The 24,231-nt window shown below is 60.6% G+C and carries 30 protein-coding genes and 1 pseudogene; 12 read left to right on the top strand and 19 right to left on the bottom strand.

Translation table 11 applies throughout. The annotated features are described in order from the left end of the window. Positions 1–32: 32 nt before the first annotated feature. From QRN54_RS25860 to QRN54_RS25845, 4 genes and pseudogenes are all read right to left on the bottom strand, one after another. Positions 33–1,574, bottom strand: a complete 1,542-nt coding sequence (locus QRN54_RS25860; protein WP_064073728.1) for a SulP family inorganic anion transporter — start codon at positions 1,572–1,574, stop codon at positions 33–35. Positions 1,575–1,840: 266 nt separating this feature from the next. Further along, positions 1,841–4,318 carry a tyrosine-type recombinase/integrase gene (locus QRN54_RS25855; protein WP_003944634.1) on the bottom strand — a complete coding sequence of 826 codons (2,478 nt, stop codon included), beginning with the start codon at positions 4,316–4,318 and terminating at the stop codon, positions 1,841–1,843. Next, a complete protein-coding gene (locus QRN54_RS25850) occupies positions 4,318–5,106 on the bottom strand; it encodes a tyrosine-type recombinase/integrase (RefSeq protein WP_197491354.1) in 789 nt (262 codons plus the stop codon). Before QRN54_RS25850 ends, QRN54_RS25855 begins: the two co-directional genes overlap by 1 nt. Positions 5,107–5,310: 204 nt before the next feature. Then, a pseudogene (locus QRN54_RS25845) lies at positions 5,311–5,589 on the bottom strand (site-specific integrase); the annotation flags it as partial. A gap of 218 nt (positions 5,590–5,807) precedes the next feature. On the opposite strand from QRN54_RS25845, the gene QRN54_RS25840 reads away from it, so the two are divergent. Beyond that, entirely contained in the window at positions 5,808–5,972 is a 165-nt protein-coding gene (locus tag QRN54_RS25840) for a hypothetical protein (protein WP_196305142.1), read from the top strand. A 51-nt stretch (positions 5,973–6,023) separates the two neighbouring features. Here QRN54_RS25840 and QRN54_RS25835 read toward each other — a convergent pair whose 3' ends face one another. Beyond that, positions 6,024–6,350 (bottom strand): hypothetical protein, encoded by a 327-nt coding sequence (locus QRN54_RS25835; RefSeq protein WP_155419188.1) that lies wholly within the window; start codon positions 6,348–6,350, stop codon positions 6,024–6,026. Positions 6,351–6,686: 336 nt separating this feature from the next. Here QRN54_RS25835 and QRN54_RS25830 point away from each other — a divergent pair, with 336 nt between their 5' ends. From QRN54_RS25830 to QRN54_RS25815, 4 genes are all read left to right on the top strand, one after another. Beyond that, the gene (locus tag QRN54_RS25830; protein ID WP_047269961.1) at positions 6,687–7,058 is read left to right on the top strand and encodes a hypothetical protein; all 372 of its coding nucleotides are present in this window, start codon (positions 6,687–6,689) and stop codon (positions 7,056–7,058) included. 163 nt (positions 7,059–7,221) lie between these two features. Beyond that, complete coding sequence (locus tag QRN54_RS25825) at positions 7,222–8,055, top strand: abortive infection family protein (protein ID WP_047269960.1); 834 nt, start codon at positions 7,222–7,224, stop codon at positions 8,053–8,055. 301 nt (positions 8,056–8,356) lie between these two features. Then, the gene (locus QRN54_RS25820; protein WP_047269959.1) at positions 8,357–8,734 is read left to right on the top strand and encodes a hypothetical protein; all 378 of its coding nucleotides are present in this window, start codon (positions 8,357–8,359) and stop codon (positions 8,732–8,734) included. 103 nt (positions 8,735–8,837) lie between these two features. Next, the gene (locus tag QRN54_RS25815) at positions 8,838–9,212 is read left to right on the top strand and encodes a hypothetical protein (protein ID WP_155419187.1); all 375 of its coding nucleotides are present in this window, start codon (positions 8,838–8,840) and stop codon (positions 9,210–9,212) included. Between the two features lie 111 nt (positions 9,213–9,323). Here QRN54_RS25815 and QRN54_RS25810 read toward each other — a convergent pair whose 3' ends face one another. From QRN54_RS25810 to QRN54_RS25755, 12 genes are all read right to left on the bottom strand, one after another. Next, the gene (locus QRN54_RS25810; RefSeq protein ID WP_047269957.1) at positions 9,324–9,602 is read right to left on the bottom strand and encodes a hypothetical protein; all 279 of its coding nucleotides are present in this window, start codon (positions 9,600–9,602) and stop codon (positions 9,324–9,326) included. A gap of 85 nt (positions 9,603–9,687) precedes the next feature. Then, positions 9,688–9,951: a hypothetical protein gene (locus QRN54_RS25805; RefSeq protein WP_285183389.1), complete on the bottom strand. Its 264-nt coding sequence runs from the start codon at positions 9,949–9,951 to the stop codon at positions 9,688–9,690. A gap of 71 nt (positions 9,952–10,022) precedes the next feature. Next, a complete protein-coding gene (gene imuA', locus QRN54_RS25800) occupies positions 10,023–10,832 on the bottom strand; it encodes a DnaE2-dependent mutagenesis accessory factor ImuA' (RefSeq protein ID WP_047269976.1) in 810 nt (269 codons plus the stop codon). 100 nt (positions 10,833–10,932) lie between these two features. Further along, a complete protein-coding gene (locus QRN54_RS25795; RefSeq protein ID WP_047269955.1) occupies positions 10,933–11,202 on the bottom strand; it encodes a hypothetical protein in 270 nt (89 codons plus the stop codon). A gap of 161 nt (positions 11,203–11,363) precedes the next feature. After that, on the bottom strand, positions 11,364–12,269 hold the full coding sequence (locus QRN54_RS25790; protein ID WP_047269954.1) for a hypothetical protein: 906 nt from the start codon (positions 12,267–12,269) through the stop codon (positions 11,364–11,366). A gap of 412 nt (positions 12,270–12,681) precedes the next feature. Next, a complete protein-coding gene (locus QRN54_RS25785; protein ID WP_285183388.1) occupies positions 12,682–12,894 on the bottom strand; it encodes a hypothetical protein in 213 nt (70 codons plus the stop codon). Positions 12,895–13,022: 128 nt separating this feature from the next. Continuing rightward, positions 13,023–13,253, bottom strand: coding sequence for a hypothetical protein (locus tag QRN54_RS25780; RefSeq protein ID WP_047269952.1), 231 nt, complete (start codon positions 13,251–13,253; stop codon positions 13,023–13,025). Continuing rightward, positions 13,250–13,747: a hypothetical protein gene (locus tag QRN54_RS25775; RefSeq protein WP_047269951.1), complete on the bottom strand. Its 498-nt coding sequence runs from the start codon at positions 13,745–13,747 to the stop codon at positions 13,250–13,252. The genes QRN54_RS25780 and QRN54_RS25775 overlap by 4 nt, the downstream gene beginning before the upstream one ends. Positions 13,748–13,931: 184 nt before the next feature. Continuing rightward, the gene (locus QRN54_RS25770; protein WP_230691649.1) at positions 13,932–14,375 is read right to left on the bottom strand and encodes a hypothetical protein; all 444 of its coding nucleotides are present in this window, start codon (positions 14,373–14,375) and stop codon (positions 13,932–13,934) included. A gap of 54 nt (positions 14,376–14,429) precedes the next feature. Beyond that, positions 14,430–14,822, bottom strand: coding sequence for a hypothetical protein (locus tag QRN54_RS25765; protein WP_047269950.1), 393 nt, complete (start codon positions 14,820–14,822; stop codon positions 14,430–14,432). Continuing rightward, positions 14,822–15,868, bottom strand: coding sequence for a hypothetical protein (locus tag QRN54_RS25760; protein WP_047269974.1), 1,047 nt, complete (start codon positions 15,866–15,868; stop codon positions 14,822–14,824). Before QRN54_RS25760 ends, QRN54_RS25765 begins: the two co-directional genes overlap by 1 nt. 230 nt (positions 15,869–16,098) lie before the next feature. Continuing rightward, on the bottom strand, positions 16,099–16,683 hold the full coding sequence (locus QRN54_RS25755) for a hypothetical protein (protein ID WP_047269949.1): 585 nt from the start codon (positions 16,681–16,683) through the stop codon (positions 16,099–16,101). A 355-nt stretch (positions 16,684–17,038) separates the two neighbouring features. On the opposite strand from QRN54_RS25755, the gene QRN54_RS25750 reads away from it, so the two are divergent. From QRN54_RS25750 to QRN54_RS25720, 7 genes are all read left to right on the top strand, one after another. Next, the gene (locus tag QRN54_RS25750) at positions 17,039–17,866 is read left to right on the top strand and encodes a C40 family peptidase (protein WP_047269948.1); all 828 of its coding nucleotides are present in this window, start codon (positions 17,039–17,041) and stop codon (positions 17,864–17,866) included. A gap of 10 nt (positions 17,867–17,876) precedes the next feature. After that, complete coding sequence (locus QRN54_RS25745) at positions 17,877–18,407, top strand: hypothetical protein (protein WP_047269947.1); 531 nt, start codon at positions 17,877–17,879, stop codon at positions 18,405–18,407. 443 nt (positions 18,408–18,850) lie between these two features. After that, entirely contained in the window at positions 18,851–18,988 is a 138-nt protein-coding gene (locus QRN54_RS25740) for a hypothetical protein (protein ID WP_155419186.1), read from the top strand. After that, positions 18,985–19,605, top strand: coding sequence for a hypothetical protein (locus tag QRN54_RS25735; protein WP_052959890.1), 621 nt, complete (start codon positions 18,985–18,987; stop codon positions 19,603–19,605). The genes QRN54_RS25740 and QRN54_RS25735 overlap by 4 nt, the downstream gene beginning before the upstream one ends. Next, positions 19,602–19,862 (top strand): hypothetical protein, encoded by a 261-nt coding sequence (locus QRN54_RS25730; RefSeq protein WP_047269946.1) that lies wholly within the window; start codon positions 19,602–19,604, stop codon positions 19,860–19,862. The genes QRN54_RS25735 and QRN54_RS25730 overlap by 4 nt, the downstream gene beginning before the upstream one ends. Before the next feature lie 22 nt (positions 19,863–19,884). Next, the gene (locus tag QRN54_RS25725) at positions 19,885–20,400 is read left to right on the top strand and encodes a hypothetical protein (RefSeq protein ID WP_047269945.1); all 516 of its coding nucleotides are present in this window, start codon (positions 19,885–19,887) and stop codon (positions 20,398–20,400) included. Continuing rightward, the gene (locus tag QRN54_RS25720; protein WP_155419185.1) at positions 20,397–21,575 is read left to right on the top strand and encodes a hypothetical protein; all 1,179 of its coding nucleotides are present in this window, start codon (positions 20,397–20,399) and stop codon (positions 21,573–21,575) included. The genes QRN54_RS25725 and QRN54_RS25720 overlap by 4 nt, the downstream gene beginning before the upstream one ends. 97 nt (positions 21,576–21,672) lie before the next feature. Here QRN54_RS25720 and QRN54_RS25715 read toward each other — a convergent pair whose 3' ends face one another. Together QRN54_RS25715 and QRN54_RS25710 are read right to left on the bottom strand one after the other, a co-directional pair. After that, positions 21,673–23,103: a cutinase family protein gene (locus tag QRN54_RS25715; RefSeq protein ID WP_080961110.1), complete on the bottom strand. Its 1,431-nt coding sequence runs from the start codon at positions 23,101–23,103 to the stop codon at positions 21,673–21,675. Between the two features lie 39 nt (positions 23,104–23,142). Continuing rightward, positions 23,143–23,994, bottom strand: a complete 852-nt coding sequence (locus tag QRN54_RS25710) for an RNA polymerase sigma factor (RefSeq protein ID WP_047269943.1) — start codon at positions 23,992–23,994, stop codon at positions 23,143–23,145. Between the last annotated feature and the right edge of the window lie 237 nt (positions 23,995–24,231).

Genomic DNA, 24,231 nt, shown 5'->3' with positions numbered 1-24,231 from the left:
GAAACGGCCCCTTCGGTGAGGATGAGCTGACGTCAGTGACCGCCGCCGAGCTTGCCGGAGAGCCGATCCAACCGCTCGAGGCTGGCGCCGTCGAGACCGATGATCTCGACGTGCTTTCCCTTCGCTTCGTACTTGTGCTGAATGGCATCGAGAGTGGCGACCGTCGAGGCATCCCAGATGTCGGCACCGGTGAGGTCGATGATCACGTTCGCCGGATCGTCGACGTAGTCGAACTGATAGACCAGATCGTTGCTCGAAGCGAAGAACAGCTCCCCGGTCACCCGATAGACGCGGGTATCGACCAGGCCGTCCTCGTTGGTGTCCGCTTCGGACACCTTCTCCACATTCGTCAGATGCGCGACGCGGCGGGCGAACATCACCATCGCCGTCAACACACCCAAGATCACGCCGATCGCCAAATTGTGAGTACCCACAGTCGCAGCGACCGTCACCACCATCACCAACGTCTCACTCTTGGGCATCAGCTTCAGAGTGCGCGGATCGATACTGTGCCAATCCATGGTTCCGACGGACACCATGATCATCACCGCAACCAGAGCGCCCATCGGGATCAACGCGACGACGTCACCGAGCCCGACGACGAGAATCAACAAGAACACACCGGCCAGGAACGTCGAGATGCGCGTGCGGGCACCGGAGACCTTCACGTTGATCATCGTCTGCCCGATCATCGCGCAACCGCCCATGCCACCGAAGAACCCGGTGACCAGGTTCGCCACACCCTGCCCCCACCCTTCGCGAGTCTTGTTCGAGTGAGTGTCGGTGATGTCGTCGACCAACTTCGCCGTCATCAACGATTCGAGGAGGCCGACCAGCGCCATCGCCAGCGCATACGGCGCAATGATCGTCAGCGTCTCCATATTCCAAGGCACATCAGGAAAGAACAACGACGGCAAGCTCGACGGCAATTCGCCCTCGTCCCCGACATCGGGAACGTTCAACGCAAACACCACCGTCGCCGCAGTCAACAGCACGATCGCCACCAGCGGCGCCGGCACCACCGAGGTCAACCGCGGCAGGAAAATCATCACCAACAAACCGACTCCGACCATCGGATACACCAAAGCCGGCACACCGATCAGATGCGGCAGCTGCGAAGTGAAGATCAAGATCGCCAACGCGTTGACGAACCCGACCATCACGCTGCGCGGGATGAAACGCATCAACTTGGCGACACCGAGAACACTGAGCACCACTTGGAAAATGCCGGCCAGGATGACAGTGGCGATGAAGTAATCCATCCCGTACTCACGCGCAACCGGCGCAATGACAAGCGCTATCGCACCGGTAGCAGCGGAAATCATCGCCGGGCGGCCCCCGACGATCGAGATGGTGACCGCCATCGTGAACGAGGCGAACAGCCCGATCCGCGGATCGACCCCGGCGATGATGGAAAAAGAAATTGCCTCGGGGATCAACGCGAGCGCGACGACCAGTCCGGCAAGGACCTCGATCTTGAGCCGGCGAGGTGAACGCAACGCCGCACGCACAGACGTACCCGCCTCCCCCGCCTCTCGCACCTGCGGGGCCGTACCGCCCGTGTTCTGGGCCATCACATTGCTCCATCCGACTCCGCCCACGTTCGAGCGCGGAATCAATACGTAATTTTCGAGGCTGCAAGCGCCTACGAATCGGATTTACCTGTGCACACCACCGCGCTCGGCAGCGCACAAACACAGAGGCACTCTACCCTCACAAGAGAGTAGAGTGCCTACCGGAAATTCTCGGTCGCTACCACCTGCCATCCGTCTACCGGCTGCTGCACCCGGCACGGAAGGTTCCCGATCCGGCACGCTCACCCCAATCAGGTTCATGCTCGTCATGCAGGAGGTTGGACGATGTGCGCGACGATGTCCGGGAAGCTGGGCATGTTGAGTTGAACGGCACGACGGGCCCGTCGATCGATCTGATCGAGCTTTTCCTCGGTAGCCACGAGGCTCACGCGGAGACCTTCTGCTTCACCGATCCAGCCTTCGCTGTCCGCCTCGGCAATTCGGGCAGCAAGGTTGTCGCGTATCTCGACGAGCCGGAAACGTTGTGCGGGATCAACACGCAATACAGGGCACCGGATGCAACTGTGTTCATGCTGGCAGCTGGTGCCGTAGGCGCGGCCGCATTCGCCGAGGGCGAGTTTGCGGCGCTCGAAGTGTCCGAGAAACTCATCCCATTCGGTATCTGTCGGGGTGCGGTACTCCTCGCTCGGGCGGAGGGCACGTCGGCGCGAGATGAAGGCGCGGTGACCGTTGATCGCTTCCTCCGGGTAGATGGCTTTGTATCCCATGGTTGTGTTGATGTCCTTGTGCCCCAACAGAACTTGAGCGATATGCGGAGGCATGCCGTTCATGATGGCGTCGGTAGCGAAGATTCGGCGCAGATCATGGGGCTGGAAGTACAGCGGTTCGCCTGCTGCGTCCTTCACTCCTGCCGCATCGATGAGTTCGGTCAGTGCATTGCGGATCAAACCTGCAGATACCGCGCGGTGGTGACCACCGCATTTCCATTGGAACAAGAGTGGGGCCGGGGCCACCCAGATACGTTCGTTCCGGTCGTAAAGAGGCACAAGCGGTACTCCTCCGTCCGCGCCGCGTATTCGGGACACGATTGTCGACAGCATGTCGGCGAGGTCCGGGCTGACCACAAGTAGGCGTTCCTCGTCTGTCTTCGAGGGTGCTATCTGCAGTAGCGGGATGAGCTCTCCGGTGGCGGGTAATCGATATTGGGTGATGCTGTGATGGCTGATTTCGAGCATCTCTTCGATTCGAACGCCTGTGTGTCGCAGGACTTCCACAGTTGCCAGAGCCCAGAATGCTCGGTTCTCGGCTTCTCGGAGCCGGATGGTTCGTCCCTCGGAGTCGTAGATGACCGGAATGCCGTCAGCGCTTGCTTTCAACCATGGGTCCGACTTGGTGTAGGTCTTGCCGAGGACGGTGAATTTGGAGCCCGGCGATGCTGCAACAGCGGCCTCGAGGAGCATCCTGGCGTCATGGGCTCGTTGTTCTGCGATACGCACCAGTTCTGGCAGTCGAGGTAGTCGCTCTCGTGTGCGCTGATCCATGCGTGCTTTGCGTCGGCGTCCGATTTTCTTCGCGCTCGTCTCTCCTGGGCCGATCGGGCACGGCACTACCCACCTCGCCCACCGTGCGGGGTCGAGTGCTGCCCACGCCGCCAGGTCGAGATAGAACGCGCGCACAGCTGTCAGCATGTCGGTGTAGTTCATTCGTGGACTACGGGTCTCGGCGTACGTTCCGTCGGGGAGTCGGCGGCGGCTGACCTTCCAATGCATGCGTTCTTTCCATGCCTGGGCTACGCCGCGGTCGAGTTGCAGCGAGTTGATTCCGGGATGGGTGGTCTCCAGGTTTTTCCAGAAATGCAGCGCCAAATGTCGTGAGAGATTGTCGAGCGTCGTGTAATCCAGCGAAGGGTGACGTTCGGACAGATAGTCCACGAGGAGATTCCGGACGTCGGCGTTTGCGATGTCGAAGCGATCGACGAGTTCTGCGACGGTGCTCTGTCCTCGGTACACCGTGACGAATCGTAAAGTCGGTGGCGCGTCTGGTGGGAAGATCCCGATGTCGTGGAGAAGTTTGTAGAAGAGGTAGCGCGTTTTACCTCTCGAACATACGGCGAGCTCCGCCTGGCGAAGTTCGACGCAGTCGCCGACGGTGATGTCGGATAGGCCGCCGCCTTTGGACAGGATCAACATGGAGATCTGCCATCGTGCAGTTCGACCTTGCATTGCTTGGGCAGTCTCTGCACCGGCCGCGGCCTCCAGTCGTTCGAATCCTCTCGGATCTCGGCTGATTGCCGCCCAGTCGCGCCAGTAGTGCGACCGGTGCAGTTGGACCACGAAACGTAAATCGGGGCGAATCAGATCCGCGACGAACAATCCGATCAGGGCATGCGTCAGGACTGTGGGCCGAACCGATTGCACTCCCTGTTCGTCCATCCACGTTTCCGGTATCGAAACCCATCCGAGACCGTGTTCGGCGACGCAACTGCCGTTCCAGCGGCCTTGCCAGCTCTTTCCTGGAAACGAATTCAGCCACCGCAGAAGCATCCCCGCACCTCGGACAGCATCGCGCTGAAAGTTCTCGCTACCCGGAGCCCGGATCATGAGTGCTTCCACCCGCTTCAGTGCGGCCGCTCGGCCGAGTTCAGTCGTCTTCCACGACGATGGCACCACACGCGGTGGATACCGATCGAGGAGTGTGTCGATGACACTGCGATTCGCACCTTCGCGGGCATCGACGTTCAGGCTCCAACTGGCAGGCGCTTTGGAGACACGTGCAGAAACCATCAGCGTCGACCTCCGAAAAGTACGTCCAACACTGCCGGGTTGTAGCCCGGCGCTGGCGGTGCGTGCAGCGATTGGGTGTTGCCGGTGTACCGAGCATGGTGGGCTCGTACGTGCGCGAAAACTTCGTCGCGGCTCGGGGTCAGATACAGCTGAGTGGTTGTCAGGTGCGCGTGGCCCAGGATCCATTGCACATCGGACAACGGCATGTCAGGATCGCTCGTCATCCGAAAGGCTGCGGTGTGGCGCAGGTCGTGAATGGTCCAATTGGATCCCAACATCGACTGCGCCCGTGAGAACATCGCGCGCGCTCCCGAATACGACAGCTGCCGCCACGGCCTGCGCAACGTCATCCACAAGGGATGATCGCAGCCGTGAGGGGCATCCTTTCCCCAGGCCTCTTCTTGATAGATCCGCAACCACACGAATGCATCTGGCGACGCCGGCAACTGTTGGACCTCCCGGGTCCCCTTCCTTATTACGGTGATCAATTGCTGGCCCGGGTCCGCACTCTTCTGGGACATCGACAGGAGCTCGTCGGCGCGGGCGCCGGTCGAAACCCAGAAGGCCAACATTGCCCGATCTCGGTTAGACGACAACGCCGCGAATAGTTCGTTGAAACGATCATCGGGAATGCGCTTGGGTATCCGTTTCGGAACCTTGGGTCTGTATCGCCCCTTCCGCTCGTTACGAAACGGATCCTGCGGATCGTGATGCGCGTTCGACCGAAAAGCGCGGGGCGAGCGATCCACCGGGAACGGATTGACGACCGGCCCAGCACCGATGCTCATCTGAAAATCGTAGAACGCCCGCAACACCGTTTCCGCGTGCGCTCGAGTGGCCGGGGAGAATTTCTGTCCCTGCCGCGGCTTGCCGGTGACCTCGTTGACCACCCAATGACCACTCTTGGCCGCATTGCCCCCTACAGGTGTTGTGCCGGAGACTTTTTCGCCCCGCCTCCGCCAATGTTCACGCCTGGGTTTATCCGCAATCTTCATCCAACGCGCAAAATCACGGCCCTCCGCGGGACTGGCTCTCTCCCATCCCACGTCGACCGCTGCGAGAAATCTCCACCACCGCAACAAGTCATGCCCGTACGATCGGATCGTCGCCGACGATCGGTCACACGCGTGAAGTTCCTCGAAAAATAGTGTCGCAGCGCCGATTACCTCACCCGACGCATCGAGTAACCGGTAGGGCTCTGCTTCGGAACCTGTCGAAATCAGCCGCCCCACGTCGGGAACGACCAGCCCTGCAAGATCAGCCCGGCGCATCTCGCTGCACATACTGAGGAAAGTATCAGCACAGCCCCTGACCTGCAATGATGCAATTTTTTAGTTCAGTTAATACGCCAGCGCTCCCCTGTTGGGGGCTGCCCGAGCGTGGCGAGCATCGGCGGCACTGGTTTTCCTGTGGCGGCGCTCATGCCTTCTACTGTGCGCGGGTTTGTGCTGGGTTCGGCCAGTTTTCGGGAGGTTGAGACAATAGCGATATGAGCGAGACTGCAGAACCGGGCGAGGATCAGGGGTGGACTCCGGCTCCGGATGTGGGGCAGGCCGGCGCCGTCATCCTCGAGAGTGGCAGGTGGGCGTACCGATACAAAGAAGGTGCGGTTCCGATCCTCATGAAGATGCCAGAGCGCCCGAATCCGGCGTAACTGGTTGCTGTGCTGTTCGCGGACCCCGTTCGTAAGCTGACTACCCATAGATCACTGAGGGATCACCGGCCGGGTACTAGGCGGAATGTAACGCGGTCTTCGCACCGTGTTGAGGTGTGTCCGTCCGATGCCTTCAGGACCACCGAATAACTCCTCTGCGCGTCGGCTGTTGAGGAACCTGCTGATCAGCTCCCATAATTCGTCGGCGAATGTAGGCGCGTCGGGTCCGACCAGCCGGAGCAGAACTTCGAACGCCTCGTCGTCGTCGAGCGCGGCAACGACACCGTGCGAAGCGATCACTTTCCCTTGATCGGGGTACAGACTGCTCAGTGCTTCCAGCCCGTACAGAAAATCTTTGAGGTAGGTGTCCGGGAGCATGCCCATCATTGTTCCACTGGTTGTCAGGTGTCCGATTGTCTCCTGGTCTGGTGTCGATCCGAGATCGCCGCCTTCTCTGCATGAATGAGATGACTGCATACGGTTGTCGCTCCCTGCCGTCCGGTGACATTTTGGACGTCGTCGGCGAGTCCATGAATCGTGGATTGTGTGGGGTCGATGGAAGAGTCATTGAGTAGGTCGGTTTCTGGATCTGGGCAAGACTCGCCCGGCGAAGGATTACGGAGCCGTTGATTGCCCTCCGTCTTGGAGTTCCGGACTTATCGCTCTCTGTTAGTTTGTTGTTCCGGAGGGCCGTCACGAGATGGGGGAAGTACGTTGTCGGATGACTGGAGTCCGGATTTTCAGCCGCACAAGTGGGCGCGGGACAAGGCGGAGTTCGCGGCGTGGATGGACGGGGCGACGGTTCGTGCGCCCTGGAAACGTAACCGGTTCACCATCTGGCGTCGTGAACAGCATGCGAAGCAGATGCACGATTCAGCAGCTGCGGCACGAAAGCAGAAGGCAGATCGGATTGCCAATCCCAGTGCGGAACTTGTTGCGGCGTACCAGGAGTTGCAGGCTGCAGAGGCAGCGTCCGGCGCTCGGCTCGGTTGTGCGCGCGGCGGCGATATGAGCGACCCGGAAACGGTTCGGGTTATTGCTCGGCTGCTCAACGATCACGCAGACAAGTTCAGTAGGAAAGAATGAGCGGCGGTCTGTGAGGATCTGGGGCATGAGATGGCTTCGGCGCAATGCTCCGCCTGCTTCGGTAAGAACGCCGGTGATAGTGCCGCCGCCACCCGCGGTGTTGTTCAGCGAGTACATAAAGAAGCGGCCGCGGCGCCCATCGCCCGTGGGCACAATTTCGAGCATGCTCCACGCTGCGAACCCGTCCGGCGGTGTGAACGAGACAGTTCGCACGCGGCTGGCGATGGTGCTGTACAAACATCAGCAGCCACGGGCTGCCGGGGATCCGCGGTTCCCGTCGATGACGGACCAGATGGTCTCTATTGCGATTGAGCGATTGGTGTTCGTACAGGGCAATTTGCGGTTGGGTGGGCTCGCCCCGACATCTGGCGCACTGTTACGGCATTTTGCCGGTCTCATCATGGACGAAGAGGTGTCAGTCGTCCTCGATGCAGTAGGGGCATACGCGGACGCGCATGCGAGGGTTCCTGGAGTGCCGTGGATGAAAGACGCGGAAGAAGCGTTTCTCGCGGATGTCGAAGATGTGCTGGCCTCCACTGAATACGGTGTGCGCGGCCGGGAATTGGTGTTGCGCACCGACCTGGCATCGGCGGTGCTCGTGGACGAGCCACTGCGACTGTTGTCCGCTGGGGTTCCAGCGCTGGAGAAGATTGATCTCAAGTACAGGGAGGCAGTTGCCGAGTTGTCGGCAGGAAAACCGGCGGACGCGATCACGGACGCTGGTACGGCGTTGGAGATGCTCCTCGATGCGCTGGGCTATTCGGGCGGCACGCTGGGCGACCAACTCAAAGCCGCAAAGAAGCAAGAATGGCTTGCCGGCGTCGACACACCATTGGCGAATGCGCTCGAAAATCTCGTGAAGTGGATTGCGTCTGTGCGAAATCAGCGATCTGATGCGCATGACACGCAATCACCTGATCAGGCGAACGCCGAGCTGATGGTGCGGTTGGTTGGGGTGTTGGCGCTTCGGTTCGGTCCCGCCGTGCCGGAGAAGTAAGAGGCGATCAGGGTTTCCGACACCGCGACGATCCGACCGGACGGGTTGAGTGCTGACGATTCACTAGATCAGAGCATGATCGCACGGGCATGCAGGTATTCAGGCAGTATACCCAACGAAAGTGCATGTCGGACTGGTCCATTTGTCGCTAGTTAGGCGTTTCGGGTAGTTCTGCTTCTCTTCTAACGTGACCGAAAGCACTGCTGTACGCAAATCCTTGGTTACCTAAATATGCGATACTGTCAGTCACATCCAAGTGGGGCTGCGCCCGATGCAGCCTGCGCGTCGCAGGAGGTTTTTCATGTCCCGTTCACGTATGGCTGTAGCTGCCTTGTTGCTTCCGGTCGCCGCTGGCGCCGTTGCTCTTGTCGGTGCAGGCGCCGCCTCGGCCGTCACGCCCTATTCCGGAAACGGTTATGTCGGTGTCACGTTCGATCAGAACGAGACTCGGTTCATTGCCGATACCAATGCCGGCGAACTCCTCCGAGGTCTCCCGGACCGCACCCTGCACGTCAATCTCGATCCCGAGTCGATCTACCACTCGCCCGGCAACGTTGTTTACGCGACCGTCGATCAGTTGGTCGACGAGTCGGCGTCACACGGTGGCCGCGTCGCCTTGACGGTCAGCGATCCGGCGATCTGGAATGGCGTTGTGCTCACCGGTTTTCAGCAGTGGTGATCTAGCTTCATCGCGGTTCTTCTCGCACGGGCGGTGACCTTTTCACCTGCCCGATCCGTATGAGGCTGCGCCCGATGCAGCCTCCTCCCATTTGGAGGTTTTCATGTCCCGTTCACGTATGGCCGTCGCCGCGTTGATGATTCCGGTCGCTGCTGGTGCTGTCGCAGTTCTCGGAGCCGGTGCAGCTTCCGCCCTCGAACCGTATTCCGGCGAGGGCTATGTCGCGGTCCGCTTCGACGAGAACGAAACTCGTTTCATCTCCGCTACCAATGCCGGCGAACTGCTCGATCTGATCCCCAACGAGTTCTGGAGCGTGTCCCTCGAAGAGGGGTCTGTCTTTGAGAACGAGGAATACGTCACGTCCGCGACTATCGACCAGTTGGTCGACGAAGCGGCAGCTCGCGGCGGGATGATCAGCTTCACGATCAACGATCCGGCGATCTGGTCGAAGAACATCTCGATCATCCAGCAGTGGTGACCTAGGTCGAGTTTGTACGTGCAGGGCCGGTGAACATTGTGTTCGCCGGCCCTTTTTCGTGTGCCCGACAGCTACCTCGTTTAGGTGGCTGTCGCGTCGGTGCCGTCTGAGCTAGTGCGTGAGCTTCATCTGGTCGTGAAGAACCTTGGCCCCGGCGAGCGACAATCCTCGATTCGCTCGACGTAACTCGCGTATGGCGACAAGGGGTTGTTTCGAGGGAGAAATCCCCTCCGCAGCCAATATGTCTACCGCCCAACGCGTTCCGGATCGCACTGCTTCATGCTCGGTCCCGCCGAACACCGCGGTCAGGTTCTTTCTGCCACCCACAGGGCGGGGCGCCAGCACAGCAACACCGATAACCAAAGCCAAGGTCGTGTAGATCGCCGTCACACGGTGAACGCTACCGCCGATCTGCCGGCCCTGCCTGGCGCAAAGATTCTCAGCTTCTGCAGGATTGGACGCTTAAACCTTCCGGTCAGCTCACCGATGGCACTTCGGTGATGGCGTCGGCAGTGACGAGCATGTCGATCTCGACGCTGTTGGTTCCGCCGGCGTCGGTGACGTGCACTGTTACTCCGCCGAGCCACTGTCCGTCATGCATTTTCGCCCAGAATTTCAAAACCCCGTCCAGGTATCCGGACATGTACAGCGCGGACGTTTTCACCCGCATACTCACATGATCGGCGCGTGATGCTCCTCCGCGTCCGAGTGGCAGCGCCCGACCGATGTCGATTCTCACTGCCCTCGGCTCGTCGAATGTCCTGATCACAGGGTGGTCCGGCCAACGTTCGTTCCAATGATCGGTGTTGATCACAGTGCCTTCTTCAGGGGGGCAGGCTTGTGTGCTGCGTCGACGGCCGGTGCGATTGCTCGCCACACTGACACCCCTGCCTCTTCGCGGATCTCCATCCGTCCTGTGCGCCGTTGGAACCCCTTGCCTACGGCCGCGACGTCGAGCTGCACGGAAGTCACCCGCCCGCGCCCCGCAGTCAGGCCGCTGTACCCGGCGACTCTCGACTCGATGCGCAGATCCGGGCCGTCCCATTGCCCGTGAGTGACCACGAGAACATTGCCTTTGGACCTCGCTCTGGCGACGACTGCTCGCGCCCTCGACGGTGTGACGGCCGCGCCGGAAAGTCCGAGTATCACCAGGTCAATGCCGTCAAGCAGGATGGCTGCCACCTCGACCGCACTGTCCCGAGGCTCCGGGATCAGTGCAATCCGTGACAAATCTGCACCTTGTTCCGTGGCTGCGAGTAGTCCCAGAGTGGGCATGCCGATCACTGCTGCATGGCCGCCGTTTGCGGTGACGGACGCGAGCAGGCCGATGAGGACGGAGTTCGTTCCGGAGACGCTGACGACGGTGCCTCGTGCGAGTCCTCCGCGTGGAAGTAGTTCGCCGATCGGCGGCGGCACCGGGAGCATTCGGAGGGTTGATTGCGCCGTGGCCACGATCGGAGTCGGCTCGCGCTCGTCGACTGGGCGGAGCATCACCGAGGGTGTCGCTGGTTCGGTGCCGTCCGAGCGGGCCGGGATCGAGGCCATCTTGCGGCGTAGCTGTTCGAGCTTTTCCGCCTTGGTCAGCACCGTTGTTGCTGATGAGTGGGGCTGTTGGCTCACCGTCGCCCCGCTTTCCTGGATTCGCGCGTATTTCTCGCACACCCAGGATACTCGAACACAAGTTCGATAAGAATAGGTCTGGGCCGAGTAAGCGCGGCGTCTAGTTCTCGAGGGTGGTATCTGCGTCGCGACGAGGACGGGGCGCACCCTCGATGTGTTTGGTGCGGACGACGCCAGGACTGTCTGTCGCTTCGTCCGCTGGGATGTCGCGTGTGAGGTCGGAGCGGTCTGTGAATTGCGCTCGTCCGAGGGACGCCGGGAGGAGCGGGAACGAGGGGGATGTGCGCATCCACCGCTTTTCTGCGCCGATCGTCGCCCACAAGTTGATCCGGTCCGCCAGCAGCGACCGGGTGGAGGCGATAGTGCTCATATGTGCTTACTTTCGATGCGAAGGGGAGGATGCGGCGCGGCCGATCCGTGATCTCTAATTGCTCTGTCGGCCAGCATCATTCATTCTTGGATGACAGGTGGAATACTACGAAGCGTCCAGAATGCAGGCACTAGACTTCGGCGTTTCGAAGGGTGTCATCGTCATGTCGGGTTTTCCTGCTGAGCAATGGTTTCGGCGCGGCTTGCGCAGTCTTCGAGATCGGCGATTGTGTGCCACGCGTCCTCCCAATCGCCACCTTCGTGGGGGTCCAGTACGTTCATGGCGCTTCGTAGTGCAGCTGCAGCGACACCGATCACGGAGGCACCGATCGTGGCCGGGGCTTTCGGCGAGTCGATAAGGTCTCGGTACGGGATGTCCTGCCGCAGGCGGCACTGGCGGCACAGGCGTCCGTCGAACTCTGAATCCAGACCATCGTGGTACCAGTCCGGCGTGACGCACCGGCAGTGTGTCGGCGTCGTCTCCGTCGTAACAGACGGGGAGTTCGGGCATGGTTTGTTGGTCCCGCCGCCGCCGGCGGGGTAGCGCTCGTGAATTCTGTTGTGTGATCCATTTCGCCCGAAGCAGTTCGGGCACAGTGTTACTGCCTCAGTCTTCGTCTCCTCGGCTGTGAGGGTGGATGGGATGGAACCATCCGAAGCGCCGACATTCTCGGCTGCTGCAGTACTGGTATCGAGACGCGCCTCGGTGGGTTCGGTGGCCAGGAACTGTGCGTGGAGACGGCGGGCGGCTTCTCGGCTGGCGATGTTGCCGTACTGCAGCGCGCAATTCGACACCTGTCGTATCTCGTTCGCCTCTTCAGTGGTGATGCGTCGGTGACCGTTGAGTTGTAGCCAGTAGAAGACAGCTTTCCCTGCTGTCAGGAAGAACTCGTCGGGCTCTGAGCCGTAGGGGACACCTTGACCGGCTTCGATCGCGACTCTTCCGATGTCGATCGCGAGTTCGTCTGCGGTTGTGAGGTTATCGGCGTCGAAACCTGTTGCCGGTTCCGCTGCGGGGGTGGGGAATTCGTAGCCGTGCTGGTGGGCGGTGTCGCCGGTGGTGGTCATCTGTGGTGTCTCCGTTCGATATCGGGAGGAATTTGAATTCGTTGTCCCGGTGTGTGGTTCAGGTATGAGTGGCTGCTTTTTCAGGGGTGAAAAGGGTTATCTTGTAGGGCTTGGGTACTCGCAGCGTTGTCGCTAAGAACTTCAAGAAGGGGGCCGGTGAATGTGCCGGTGTGCAGTGCGTTGCGGAGTTGGGTTTCGAGTGTCGCTCATTCCGCCACCGCCGGAGTGAGTGGTGTCCACGTGCTTGCTGTCACCGTGCGGGATACGGCAATGGGTTTGAGCGGTCCAATCCCAGTGGATGTGTCCCACATTGAGGCGACATGTTCCGCCTCATTTTGGCTTTGCATCGGCGCTACCGTGCGGATGCCATCGAGGGTGTTTCTTTCAACGCCCCATTCGGTCCAGGTTTCCATCACTCACCGCTCGGGGTGAAGAGGACGACAATTCCGGTTTCCCATGCATCGGGTTTGAAATAGATCGGATCTCCGCCTGCGATTGCGTACCAGTCGATATCTTTCTGTGCCGCGAGCTGCCCGCCTACGAGCACGACGCTCAACTCTGGCAGCGCGTCGAGTTCGGCCGCGTTGTGCACCGTGCGAGGTTTCGACCAGCCCTGAGACTTCATCACCTCCACTGCTGCTGCGGCTGCTTGTTTGCGGAAGGGTCAACCTTCGAGCGTCGCCCTGATTGCGTCGATCAGCTCCACCTCGGCTAGTTCATCGCTCGCGGGTATGGCCTGTGATTGGATCTCACTCACTTCAACTCTCCTTTCTGCGCTGGTTCATCGAAGCCCCGTTCGTACAGAAATTGCTTGCATGACTTGAGGTGCTCGATCAGTGGGTCGAGTTGGTCGAAGGGGATGGTGAGGTCGTCACCGGAGCGGTTGTCGATGGTGATGGCAGGCTGGTGGATTTCACCGATGCACTCGACAATCGGGTCGTGCCCGTTGTCGACGTCGCCCCAGTTCCACATCTTGGTGCTCATCGCTGTTTCCTCTCAGAAGGCTTGCGGTTCAGTCGGTATGCGAATGCGACGAGGACCTGGTGCGGAATGGGCTCCGGTTCGGGATTCGAGCGGGCGCGCTTGATGATCCGCACTGCATTGCCGTCGATTTCCCACAGTCCGCACCCGTCCGGGATCTCCTCCGGCTTTAACAACCCGACTGGTGTGGCGTAGACGAAACGGTGGGTGATCTTCCGCCACGGCCGTCGCTTTTCCTCGCTCTCGCGGAGGAAGTCGGCGCGGCTGATCTTCACTTCGATCGCGGTTCTTGTTGCCCCGCCGTCGAACATAAGTCCGTCGATCCTGCGATAGACCGGCGTCCCGTCGTATTCGGGCATGGGATCGCCCGGCTTCCAAGCACTCCATGCATGCCGGACTGGGTCTAATGCATCGCGGTCGGTCACAGTGATTTCGCGAACCAGCGCACAACCGGAGTGCTTGCGGGCGATTGCATCGAGTACTGCAGTTGCGTTCATGATTTCCCTTCCAAAGTTGCGCCGATGGTTCGTGATGCTTTAGAAACTGAGCCACAGATGCATCCAATGCGCAGATTCACACCGCCCGGACTCACACTCGCCAACCAGGACCGGATGGCGACTATCGCGGCCCACGCACATACCGCGCGCGAATCGATCGAGCTCCGTAACCAGGCAATCAGACTCACTCGTCGGTGTATGGGCGCTTAGCCGCGGTGCGGAGTCCGCCTGCGAGTTCACCTTTCCGCTGCTTATGGGGGTTTTGCAGTGCCCGCTCGTTCGTGCGCCGCACGTCCGCGGCAGCTGTCACCTTGTGGGTATGTGGACGGAGTGACGCCGATGAGTTCGACACGGCCGCGTTTGGGGTGGTGTGAAGGATCGCGAGCGCGGCACGGATATCGCGGGCTGCGTCGGCGAGGTGGGTGGTGATGTCCTGGTTGTCGGCTTCGGCAGCGAGGAACAGTTCCAGCTCTTCGGGGTACGTTCTCGGTGCGGTGTAGACCCCTCGTAGTTCTTCGCGTGCGTCAGCTATCGCGGCCAGTGCATCGTCGAGGGCCGCGAGCATTGCTCGGAGGCCCCGTTCGGTCGAGTCGGGGAAAACTTCTGCGGGACGGTATGTCTGAGTCATGAGCGGGAAACTCCTGTCGTGTCATGTCGCGTTTCGAGGACCGGTTCGTACGTGTCAGCCGGCGGAATCGGCGCCCGGGGTATGCCGATCGGTGGGCGGGAGGATCGCGACGATGCGGGTCTCTACGCATTTCGACGGTCGGCGGCTCACTTGGATGTCTCCGGCGATCAGCTCGCGCATCCGATCTGCGATGTCGCTGTCGTCTTCGTAACCGCTGCAGAAGATTCTGTCGTCCGGGCCGCGCACGCCTCGCTCGGTGTCGAGGATCGTGTAATACGGGACCCTGCGGAGGTTGAACGGGCTGGTAAGGATCGCGAACCTGCCATCGCCGGATGTGGCTCGCACTCTCCACCATCGCCGGGACTCCGCGAATTGGACGCGGTGCCCCATTTCGAGCGCGGTAGCAGCGACCGTGGTCCGGGCTGATCCTGTCGTGACTTCTCCCATCAGTCCCGCTCCTCGAATTCGGAGAGCTCTCCGCGTAGTTCTGCCAACGCGGACTCTCGTGCGCGCCGAAGGTCTGTGAGGTCGATCGCCAACTGATCTATCGTCGAGGCCGCCACATCATCGCCGGCCGCGTTGGCCAGAAGGTTCTCGATGGCCCGGTCTCCATCGTGAATCTTGTCGAGAGATTCGCCGGCAGTGATCGATTCCTGCAGCGCGAGCAGATGGCGACGATAGCTCCACAGCGCAGCTACACGTGTGAGCAGCGATCGCTCGACGCGCTCGAGCCACCGGCTGCTCACCAGGTGAGCTTCCCTCGCTGCCCGAGCTTGCGGGCCGCCACCCGCCGTCGGGGTTCCCAAAGTTGCTCGCACTGCTGCTAGTTCACCGGCGTGCGCAAGAATTCCGGCCAGTTGTTCGTCGAGATTCAGGCGGATGCGGCTGACGTCGAGATCCTCACTTTCCCAGACCGGTACGGTGCGGATCTCGTCGACGAGTGCCGATGCCGCCAACGCCAACCGAAGCTCGACATGCGCTCCGCCCGCCGAGATCAACGACTGCACAGCAGCGACGGCGACACCGATCTCGGATTTGTCCTCCGCACTCAGCCGGAGTGGATCGTGGCGGGTCCACCACCACAACCCCACCGCCTCCATCCCCGCTACGAGACCAATGCAGACCAGTATTGCGACGAATGGGTTCGCCGGCGCAGTCACACCCGCAAAAACCGGGATGAGCCCGATCAGAACCGGCGCGAGAAGAGCGAGCGGAATCTTCACCTCCTCACCGCCTGCTACTCGACCGGTATGTACCGTCGTGCGCCACACATCGCGCCGGGGGTAGTAGTCGAGCGACGAGTTTCCTTCCCACCCAGGCTCGTCAGCACTCCACGTCTGCTCGCGCCTGAGCCCGACGATCTCCGCCGCTCGCTCGCTCAACATCTGCTCCCACAACCGGTCGAGCGCGCACAAGAATTCTTCGCTCTCTGGATCCACGTCGATGACGGCGATCATGGACCGCACTGCGGTTGCTGCATTATCTACGCTCACGTCACGCTCCGACCAGATCCGTTGTAGGTGAATGCTCCCGGTGATAGGTCTGCGCACGGACAAGTAACTGATCGAGCGCTTCTCCAACGACTGTGGCTGCTCCAGACCCACCATGTGCCGGCCCCCGCGACGTTGCTCAAGGCTGTCGAGATCAACTTCGTTGTCAGTCATGAGACGCGGTGCCTTTCGGTTGTTTCTGAGGGTTGTTCATCGAGGTGAGAGGAATGCAGTCAGTGGACGGCGACGCCCTTTTTGAAGGCTTGGTGTAGAGAGAATTCGCGGCCCAAGGGTTGTGCGAACGGTCGCTTTCCTGGGAAGTACGCCTTGTCGTGCAATGTTGTGCATTCGGGGTGGTTCCACAGCGTTGGTGTGTTCGGGCTGCCGACGTCGAATCCTGCTTCTCGCCAGAACTGGATCAGTTCCGGGCGGTCAGGGGTTGATCCGTACAGGTGCCCTTGCATCGCGGTGGCGGCGGAAAGGTCGTCAACCAGCGTTCGGACGAGTCGTGCTCCGATGTTGGTCGATCCGGTAGTTCCCGGTTTGACCACCAGGTCTTCGAGTATCCAGACGGTCCTCGATATCCACACGCATCCGGTTTCTGACCATCCAGCTCTGCGGGCGGCGCGTGCCAGTCCGTGTGGTGGTGATGCCAGCACGTATCCGATAGGGCGATGGTTCGACGTGGCGATGATTCCGATCGAATCCACTGCGTTCAGTCCGGCGGGGGCTGGTGCACCTGAGGTCCATCTTCGGTGCAGTGACGTCATTTTCTTGCTTTCGCGCGGGTGAAAACGCTGAAATTCGATGCCGTCCATGTGGTCAGTCCCTTTCCCAGTTTGAGGACAGGTGATTGTGCGTCCCCTCCTATAAGAGAGGAGGTCCGAGGTGGGGGTTGCTGTGACATCAATTGCGAAAAAAGTTTTGACGGGGCACTGTGCGGGGTCCTCGTGGTGGTGCCGAGGTGCTGCTGAAAAGTCGCGTCGGTGTGGGCATATCGCCAGTGTGACTGCGGGTCATTACATCGTGAGCAGCCCGATTTCGAGGCTGAAGGAGCGTGGATCGGAATGTGCGTGATGTTCGTAGTGTCATGTGCCGCGGTTAGCGTCCGGATTGTCACCACGACGTTTGCGTTGGGAGTCCTACCAACGCACAAGGACCAAGGAGTTTGTCATGGCGTTCGATCCGATTTCGATTCTTGTCGCAGGTGTTGCTGCTGCGGGTGCAGCCGTTCAGGGTTCCCCTCTGCCCCCGCCCGTTGCGGATGTTGCTGCGAATGTGGTTGCAGCAGTGGAGCAGTCGGCCCCTGAGTGGGATGCTCAGCTAGCTCCCTACCTTGAGCAGCTTCCTGCGGACATTCCCGCGTACGCAGAACAATTGCTTCCTCCGCAGGACACATCGCCGGAGCCAGCAGTGCCTGATGCACCGGTGGAGAGCCTCGAACCGACCATCACTGTGCCGGCACCAGTTGCTCCCGTGGTTGCTCCCGTCGTACTGGCCGGCCCGGGGTCCTCTGCCCCCTCTGCTGTCCCACCGTTGACTTCGCTGATTCCTGGGTTGTCGAGCGTTCCCGAACTTGTCTTCGATCCGAACATTCCGCGCGACGTGGAGACCGCCCGCAAAGTTATCGAAGCGGCCTTGACGGCGCTCGGGCTGCCGTACCAGTGGGGCGGCGGAGCCCTCGACGGTCCGACGATGGGCGATGGAACAGGTGGCGCGACAGCAGGTTACGACTGCTCCGGGTTGGTGCGCTTCGCGGTATTCCAGGCAACGGGAAAGGAATTGCCTCGTACTTCGCAAATCCAGTTCACTGTCGGCACTCAAATCGCCTGGGACAGCGCACAGCCTGGAGACCTGCTCTTCGGGAATTGGCAGGCTGACGGCGCGAATCATGTTGCTATCTACCTCGGTGGAGGCCGCATGATCGAAGCACCGCAAACAGGGCAGCTCGTGCAGATCAGCGCCGTCCGCTCGGACATGGTGCCGGTCAGGCTCTTCTGAGCCGACAGCCATGTCCAGCGAGGACGAGGCACACGAGATGGTCGATGCGACGGGTACACGTCGACGACTGCAGGCCTTGCTCGCCAACGGGCACCGCGCGAAGGATCTCGTTGCAGCTCTGGGCGTGCACACCAGTTGTCAACGAATCATTCGCAGCGAGAAGGTATCTGCGGTCATCCGAGACTGTGTCACACAGTTGTACGGAGAGCTCGAAAATCGACTCGGCCCGTCGGATCTGGCCCGCGAACGATACCGCGGTCTCGGTTACTTGTCGCCGATGTGGTGGGACCCTGACATCATCGACGATCCGGATGCCGAGCCGGCCGGCATTCGGGTGTACATGAAGATTCGAGTCGAAGACCCGCAGGGGGGCATCCGTTACCGACGAGTGTTGGTGGACGTCGTCACCGAAACACGAGTGGAACGTGTCGCCCGTATGCACCGGCTGGGCCTCACGGTTGATCAGATCGCTGTTCGTATCGGGACTCGGGTCCGTTACGTGAGGCGCGATTTGGCTGAACTCGGCGTTTCACATCGGTGATGGTGCTTCTTGTGAGAGCAGATCTGGATGTCGGTGGTGGAGGGGGCTGGGATCGACTCGTTGGATTTCCGATCAGCGGGTCGAAGTTGGGCTGCTGAAACGTACATCTACGTGCCTTTTTGTCGTGTGCGTGACTCGCTTTCCTGAATGTGACGTGTTCGAGATGTGCTGTACCGGATGTAGCGTCCCGTTTCGAGAGGTTGCTGGGGAACAAGCCCACAGTGGCCCGTTAACGATCGAGGAGATTCGATGACGATGAACTCACCGGAACCGTCAACCGCGCAGGCATCGATGCCTGGATCTGGGATCCATGGCGGACGGGGGTCGGACGAGATCGTGTCGACCTTCCTGCGTGCCGCGGTTCTTTCCGGGCATGTAAATGGAGATCGGTTATCTATCAACGGGAATGGCGACATTGATGCTGTAGGCGAAAGGAAAGTTTCATGACCAACGTGGGGGAAAGTCGCATCGAATCCCGACTGAGCGCAATGCTCTCGGAGTTCGATACAGGCGAACAACAGGAGGGATCCGTGCGAATGGACTTCGCGCTGGGTGCACATGCAGACGGCGGGGATCGATGAGAACTCGTGAGCTCGTTGTCGTACAGGTCAATGCGACAGGCGATGACCCGGCGAGGCACGTCGCATTGGAAGTGGCGGCCGTGAGCCTTGGCAGTGGGAAGCGCTGGGATTTGACGGTGCCGCTCACTCAGGAACAGCTTGCGGATGCGGATCCCTCCGTTCTGCGCCGAAATGGCTATTACCGGCGAGGTTTGGCGGACAGTGCCGACCTCACTCGCTCTGTTCTCTCTGCTCGAATCGCTGACCTGGCGGGGGCTTTGGCTGGCAACACCCTCGGTGGGACGTCCCCGGAAGACTCTGCCGATTTTCTCGCCCGACTATTCCGTAGCTTCGATATCGAGCCACGATGGCACCCACGCCTGGCTGACATCGGAGCATTGACGGCTGGCGCATTCGGACTGGCCGCGACGTCGATTCCGACGTTCACGGCGTGCTGTCGAATGTGGGGAATCGACTTCGACGCGGACGAGCCGTCAGCGATGACGACCGCCACAGCTGCCACAGGGTGCTTTCGCACTCTCGATCAGTACAACGCGGTCGAAGTGCTGCAGGGGAGCGATCCGCATCCGGTCAAGCTGTCAGCGGTCCCCGACCCGATAATCCGCTCGCAGTCATGATCGGGAAGGGGACTGTTGAGCGCTTCCTTTCTCGGGTCGCAGGTCGGCACCTCGCCGGCGCATATTTTGTCGTTGTCGTCATCGTCAACGTGGCCCAGTCGTGGCGACGAGATGGCGCCCTGCCGTCGTGGACGGTCTGGCTCCTGGACGTTCCGTTGGTCGTCGTCGTATTCGGAATGACCGGATTGTGGATCGTGCAGCGCGTCCAGCGGTCCAGGGGAGCGGACGGCCACCCCAGCACTGAAACGTCACTGTGACGAACCATAGGAAGGTCCGTACATGACCGACACCACCGCAATATGCGCGAAGATCATCCGTCGATACGCAACACTGCGCGAGGAATATCTCCACGGCAAGTCCGACGCGGATTTCAACAGCTCCTCGACAACTGATCAAGAGCGGTGGCTGATGTGTGAAATCAGTGGCCTACGCAAAGCCGCCGATCTGCTGTCCGCAGATGCATCAGAGGTACCGATGGGGCTGCCCTCGAGGTACTGGGACGCGTGGCCAGACATGGTGGAGGAGATCCGCAGTAGTCCGGTCGAGAACGAAGCCCGCTCGCAGAGCGTGACCTCAACAGCCGTTGCGCCGGGCGTGGACATGAACCAGCGGGAAATGTTCTCACAGTGCGTGCCGAGCTGCGATGCGTGTGGCACTGACGCCCCGCATCGCGAGGTTCCTTCAGATGGATGGACACAGTCGCACGGTGAAAAGTACTGCCCTTCGTGCTCCTTCGTCCGACAACAGAGCTGGGGAACCAGCACCCACCACCGAGTGAACGAGGCAGAATCATGACGCGCCGCCGCAGTGAATCTGAACGTCCACCGCACCTCGGCTCGCGGCTATCCCCGGCGCCGTTGCAGTCGACGAGTAAGTCCGAAGATCCCCGTACGGTCATGTTCGAGAGAATCGACGCGCGAATTCGCGCACGTTCGCGTTCCGTTTCAGCTACCAAGAATGCGACGCTTGCTCTCGGTGCTTGGACGGAACGCGCAGTGACGCATGGCGGACTCACAGTGTCGGAAATCGCGAGGCAGCTCGGAATGGTACGCACGACGCTCACGGAGTTCAGACGCCAAGCCAATGCTGCCGGCTACACCATCACAGACGAGCAGGATGAATGGATCCTGCAGTTGCCAGCGCACGAATTCGTCGACTGCGCTCTCTCCGCGGGTCCGCTCGCGGAGATCATTACGAGCACAGACCCCAGCGACCTCGTCTACTTGTCGGGGCAGCCGCTCCACCGATTCGACCTCTCGTCCCGCGGCTCGGTGCCTCACCTCATGGTCCGATGCGGAGACAACCCAGACAACTGGTTCATGCTGAGCCGATCCGGTTTCGACGGTGCAAGCGCGGCCGACAATATCCGTGTGGTGCTCATTGCGCTCGGGGTTGAAATGCGCATCATCGACCACATCACTCGACACACAGTCACCCACCTCGTGCTCGACGACGACCAGCTCCGAACGACGAAAGCCCGGCACCTGGGATTGCCCCTCCCGGAAGAAATCGAGGCCGGACGCCGACATCTCATCACGCTGACAGGGAAGTTCGAACCCTCGTCGCCGTCGGGGTATTTCGATGTCGACGATCTCGTTCTTCCGGGTGTCGCGGGACGTCTGTTCGGACTACTCGATCGTCACCCACGGTTCAGCGGTGTACCGCGCGGTGGCACGATCTTCTCTACTCGTAGCGTCGCCGGTGCGGCGGGGTTCGTCGACGACTACGGCACCGTCTACCCGCTGGTGATCGAGCAAGGTTCGCTGCAGATCTGGGTCACAGATTTCGAACCGACCGATTTCACCGAATGGTTGCCGCAAGAATTTCACAGTGTGCTCCACTCTGCGGGGCTGCTCCCCGCAGACTTGGCCGACGAGGATCCTGCCCAGGCCCTGCGGACACTTACCTCCACAGGACGCGGCCGCGCACCTGAGACTCATCTCAACGGCGGGATCACGTGGCTGCCGTAGTCTCCGTTCTCCATCGCTGTGGAGTGAGCGCAGACGCATTGAGGGCCACAGAACGAATTCTGTGACCCTCAATGCTCGCAAGCACTAGTTGATGCAACTAGGCGGTGACAGCTGCCCCGCCGTTGTTGATCTGAGTGCGAAGAGTGTTCGTCAGTTCCTCCGCTCCAGTTCGTCCGGAATCGTTGATCGGAGTACTGGCGTAGGAGTTGTGATCGTCGTTGGCGATGAATGTTGCGTAGTTCAGTACCTCGTCGAGAACCTTGCCTGGGGTGAGTTCGTCAGCCATCTTGTTGAGCATGGGGAAGGCATCGAGAGGAAGTGCCTTCAGCGTCTTGCGGACCGCATTGTTGAGCTGGCCGACGAGCTTTCCGAGATCGGGTGGCAGTGCAATGTAGTTCTGCATCGCCGCGTTCGCCGAGATACGTGAGACGGTAGCGCCGATCGCCGCGTACTCGTTGATCGGCAGCTTGGATACGACCTGCCCGATGACGGTGGAGAGCTGTGTAGCGAAATTGATCACCTGAGGAGCCAGCTGCGCGAGCAGTCCTGGGACCGCGAGGAAGTCGCCTCGGGCGACCGTGTCGGTGAGCTGAGTGACAGAGGCGGTGATAGGCGCGATGTCCGCGCCGGGGACCGTTTTGGCGGCGACATCTGCGCTCAGATTGCCGACCTGTGAAGCGAGATCGAGAGCGAGTTGCGGTACCGCCAGGAAGTTGCCGGTCGCGACATTTTGGTTGAGTGCATCGAGAGTTTTGGTCAGCGGAGCGCCATTGAGTCCGAGGAGTGTCGTGACGACGCCGGCGACGGACTTCACCGGATCGCGCGCATCGATCTGCGAACCGAGAGCACCGATGAATTGTGTCCCGACAGCATCGTCGGGGGTGTTGCAGTAGAGGTCTCCGGCAGCGCAGACGCTGACGACGATGTCACTCAGGTCGCCGAACCCTGCCGGACGAACGCCGGCGAATCCGACGCCTGTGATGGGAGCGCCGATGCTCTTTCCCGCGTTCTTGGATTGTCCAGGGTCGGCGAGGAGGGCGACGCCGAACATGCGATTGCGATCGACTGGTCCCGATCCGCTGCCGATATCTGCCGCCAGGTCGCCGGCTGCATCAGCGCCTTGGGAGAATCCGGTGAGACCGAACTTGGTGTTGGTGCATTCGGCTGCCTTGTCGGCGATCATCTTCGAAGCGGTGTCGATTGCCTGCTTCTTGCTTGTGCCGTAGGTGTTCGCTTTGTCGTCGACGATGAGAGCCATGTACGGCACGTACTCGACTTGAAGTTGCGCGGTAGAGAACTCGCTCACCAAAGGATCGGTGACGTTTTTGAGCATGCCCCGCGACTGGTTTGGATCGGCATCTGCAGTTGTTTCGGTCGTGCCACCGATAGCGAGAAGAAGGTTGTCTGGGCACGCAGGCTTGGGAGCGCTTTGATTGGCTGTTGCGGCGGGTACCGCAACGACAGCTGCCAGAACTCCGATGGCAACAGCGGCCACCGTGACTCGTCGTGCGGTGATGAATGTACTCATCGGAGTGTCCTTGTCTTGAGGGCGTGAGTGGAGTGAAACTCAGCTTGCGAGGGGAAGGTCGTTCTTCGCTGATCGGTACATGGAGATTCGCTTGATTTTGGGTTCTGGGACGTTGAGGTGATCGCACACGGCGTCACGAACCCGGGCGATCGAGCGACTCAACCGCTTCCGTGCGGCGGCGTGGGTGATTCCCATTTCTTGCGCTAAAGCGGCGATATCGGCACCGTCTTCGTTCATGTACGAGCGGGTGATCAGTGTGCGATCGGAGTCCGAAATGGTGCCCTGATCTACTGCCCAATTCAGCACATCCATGACATCGATCTCGGTGGGATCGTCGTCCCGAAGAAACTCCTCCGCTGCCCGTTCTGCATCTGCAATCTGGAAGTGGGCGTCGTCGACAGCGACGTCGAGAACCGCAGTCGTGGCGGTGATTTTGTGGAGGGTGTTGAGCGCGAGTTGCCCTGCGATTCCGCGGTGAGTTCCGCGATACGTCGAGATGGTTTCCCAGAATGCGTGAAGCGTCGCAGCCGTCCGGTCTGCGTACGCGGCCTGGACGGAAACGCCGTTGGCGACTCGTGCGTACTTCTGCATCCCGCTCAGTTTCGGACGCATGAATTCAATGAGCGTGCTGCCCGCCAGTGACGACCCCGCTTGGTGTGCGTGAAGTAGGACCGACAGAACGGCGTCGGGTTCACAGAAGGTGAGTGCCTTCAGTTCCGCGAACGACTCGGCCTGCACAAGTTCGGGCCGGGTGTTGACCCACTGCGACAGTTCGATACGAGCAGAAGGCGTCGCGGACTCTCGTATCCACTGCTGATGCAGGACCGCGAGGAAGTCGGTCGAGTTGACGGGAATGGCGGCGCTGGTGTGCGCGTGGATGGACGTGTCCACGGCGATCTCCTATGCAGAAGGAATTGGTCTGCATAGGAGTAGATCAACGGGTTATTGCCGTGACCTGCATGTATGTCATTGCCATTGGGGCTTCTGTTATTGCCACGGCCACCCCGACCGACTCAAATCCACCGTGAACGCGGTCACAGTGAGTTGCGCAGGTGGTCGCCCGAGCAGGCAGTTCTTCGACTGGCAATGACACCGAAAACTGCTTCCGAAAACTTTTTGAAGAAAGTT

The sequence above is a fragment of the Rhodococcus sp. MEB032 genome (assembly GCF_030208925.1).
In the GTDB taxonomy this organism is placed as follows: Bacteria; Actinomycetota; Actinomycetes; order Mycobacteriales; family Mycobacteriaceae; genus Rhodococcus_F; species Rhodococcus_F qingshengii.
This window is presented reverse-complemented; position numbering and strand designations above follow the sequence as displayed.

What these genes read in the sequence shown, in the direction of transcription:
- QRN54_RS25860 (WP_064073728.1), bottom strand. Translation starts at nt 1,574, where the DNA reads ATGGCCCAGAACACGGGCGGTACGGCCCCGCAGGTGCGAGAGGCGGGG.
- QRN54_RS25730 (WP_047269946.1), top strand. Translation starts at nt 19,602, where the DNA reads ATGATCGGGAAGGGGACTGTTGAGCGCTTCCTTTCTCGGGTCGCAGGT.
- QRN54_RS25855 (WP_003944634.1), bottom strand. Translation starts at nt 4,318, where the DNA reads ATGGTTTCTGCACGTGTCTCCAAAGCGCCTGCCAGTTGGAGCCTGAAC.
- QRN54_RS25725 (WP_047269945.1), top strand. Translation starts at nt 19,885, where the DNA reads ATGACCGACACCACCGCAATATGCGCGAAGATCATCCGTCGATACGCA.
- QRN54_RS25745 (WP_047269947.1), top strand. Translation starts at nt 17,877, where the DNA reads ATGTCCAGCGAGGACGAGGCACACGAGATGGTCGATGCGACGGGTACA.
- QRN54_RS25795 (WP_047269955.1), bottom strand. Translation starts at nt 11,202, where the DNA reads ATGAGCACTATCGCCTCCACCCGGTCGCTGCTGGCGGACCGGATCAAC.
- QRN54_RS25765 (WP_047269950.1), bottom strand. Translation starts at nt 14,822, where the DNA reads ATGGGAGAAGTCACGACAGGATCAGCCCGGACCACGGTCGCTGCTACC.
- QRN54_RS25840 (WP_196305142.1), top strand. Translation starts at nt 5,808, where the DNA reads ATGAGCGAGACTGCAGAACCGGGCGAGGATCAGGGGTGGACTCCGGCT.
- QRN54_RS25775 (WP_047269951.1), bottom strand. Translation starts at nt 13,747, where the DNA reads ATGAACGCAACTGCAGTACTCGATGCAATCGCCCGCAAGCACTCCGGT.
- QRN54_RS25780 (WP_047269952.1), bottom strand. Translation starts at nt 13,253, where the DNA reads ATGAGCACCAAGATGTGGAACTGGGGCGACGTCGACAACGGGCACGAC.
- QRN54_RS25835 (WP_155419188.1), bottom strand. Translation starts at nt 6,350, where the DNA reads ATGCTCCCGGACACCTACCTCAAAGATTTTCTGTACGGGCTGGAAGCA.
- QRN54_RS25740 (WP_155419186.1), top strand. Translation starts at nt 18,851, where the DNA reads ATGACCAACGTGGGGGAAAGTCGCATCGAATCCCGACTGAGCGCAATG.
- QRN54_RS25785 (WP_285183388.1), bottom strand. Translation starts at nt 12,894, where the DNA reads ATGAAGTCTCAGGGCTGGTCGAAACCTCGCACGGTGCACAACGCGGCC.
- QRN54_RS25770 (WP_230691649.1), bottom strand. Translation starts at nt 14,375, where the DNA reads ATGACTCAGACATACCGTCCCGCAGAAGTTTTCCCCGACTCGACCGAA.
- QRN54_RS25735 (WP_052959890.1), top strand. Translation starts at nt 18,985, where the DNA reads ATGAGAACTCGTGAGCTCGTTGTCGTACAGGTCAATGCGACAGGCGAT.
- QRN54_RS25715 (WP_080961110.1), bottom strand. Translation starts at nt 23,103, where the DNA reads ATGAGTACATTCATCACCGCACGACGAGTCACGGTGGCCGCTGTTGCC.
- QRN54_RS25750 (WP_047269948.1), top strand. Translation starts at nt 17,039, where the DNA reads ATGGCGTTCGATCCGATTTCGATTCTTGTCGCAGGTGTTGCTGCTGCG.
- QRN54_RS25790 (WP_047269954.1), bottom strand. Translation starts at nt 12,269, where the DNA reads ATGACCACCACCGGCGACACCGCCCACCAGCACGGCTACGAATTCCCC.
- QRN54_RS25755 (WP_047269949.1), bottom strand. Translation starts at nt 16,683, where the DNA reads ATGGACGGCATCGAATTTCAGCGTTTTCACCCGCGCGAAAGCAAGAAA.
- QRN54_RS25825 (WP_047269960.1), top strand. Translation starts at nt 7,222, where the DNA reads ATGCTCCACGCTGCGAACCCGTCCGGCGGTGTGAACGAGACAGTTCGC.
- QRN54_RS25850 (WP_197491354.1), bottom strand. Translation starts at nt 5,106, where the DNA reads ATGAGCATCGGTGCTGGGCCGGTCGTCAATCCGTTCCCGGTGGATCGC.
- QRN54_RS25720 (WP_155419185.1), top strand. Translation starts at nt 20,397, where the DNA reads ATGACGCGCCGCCGCAGTGAATCTGAACGTCCACCGCACCTCGGCTCG.
- QRN54_RS25815 (WP_155419187.1), top strand. Translation starts at nt 8,838, where the DNA reads ATGTCCCGTTCACGTATGGCCGTCGCCGCGTTGATGATTCCGGTCGCT.
- QRN54_RS25820 (WP_047269959.1), top strand. Translation starts at nt 8,357, where the DNA reads ATGTCCCGTTCACGTATGGCTGTAGCTGCCTTGTTGCTTCCGGTCGCC.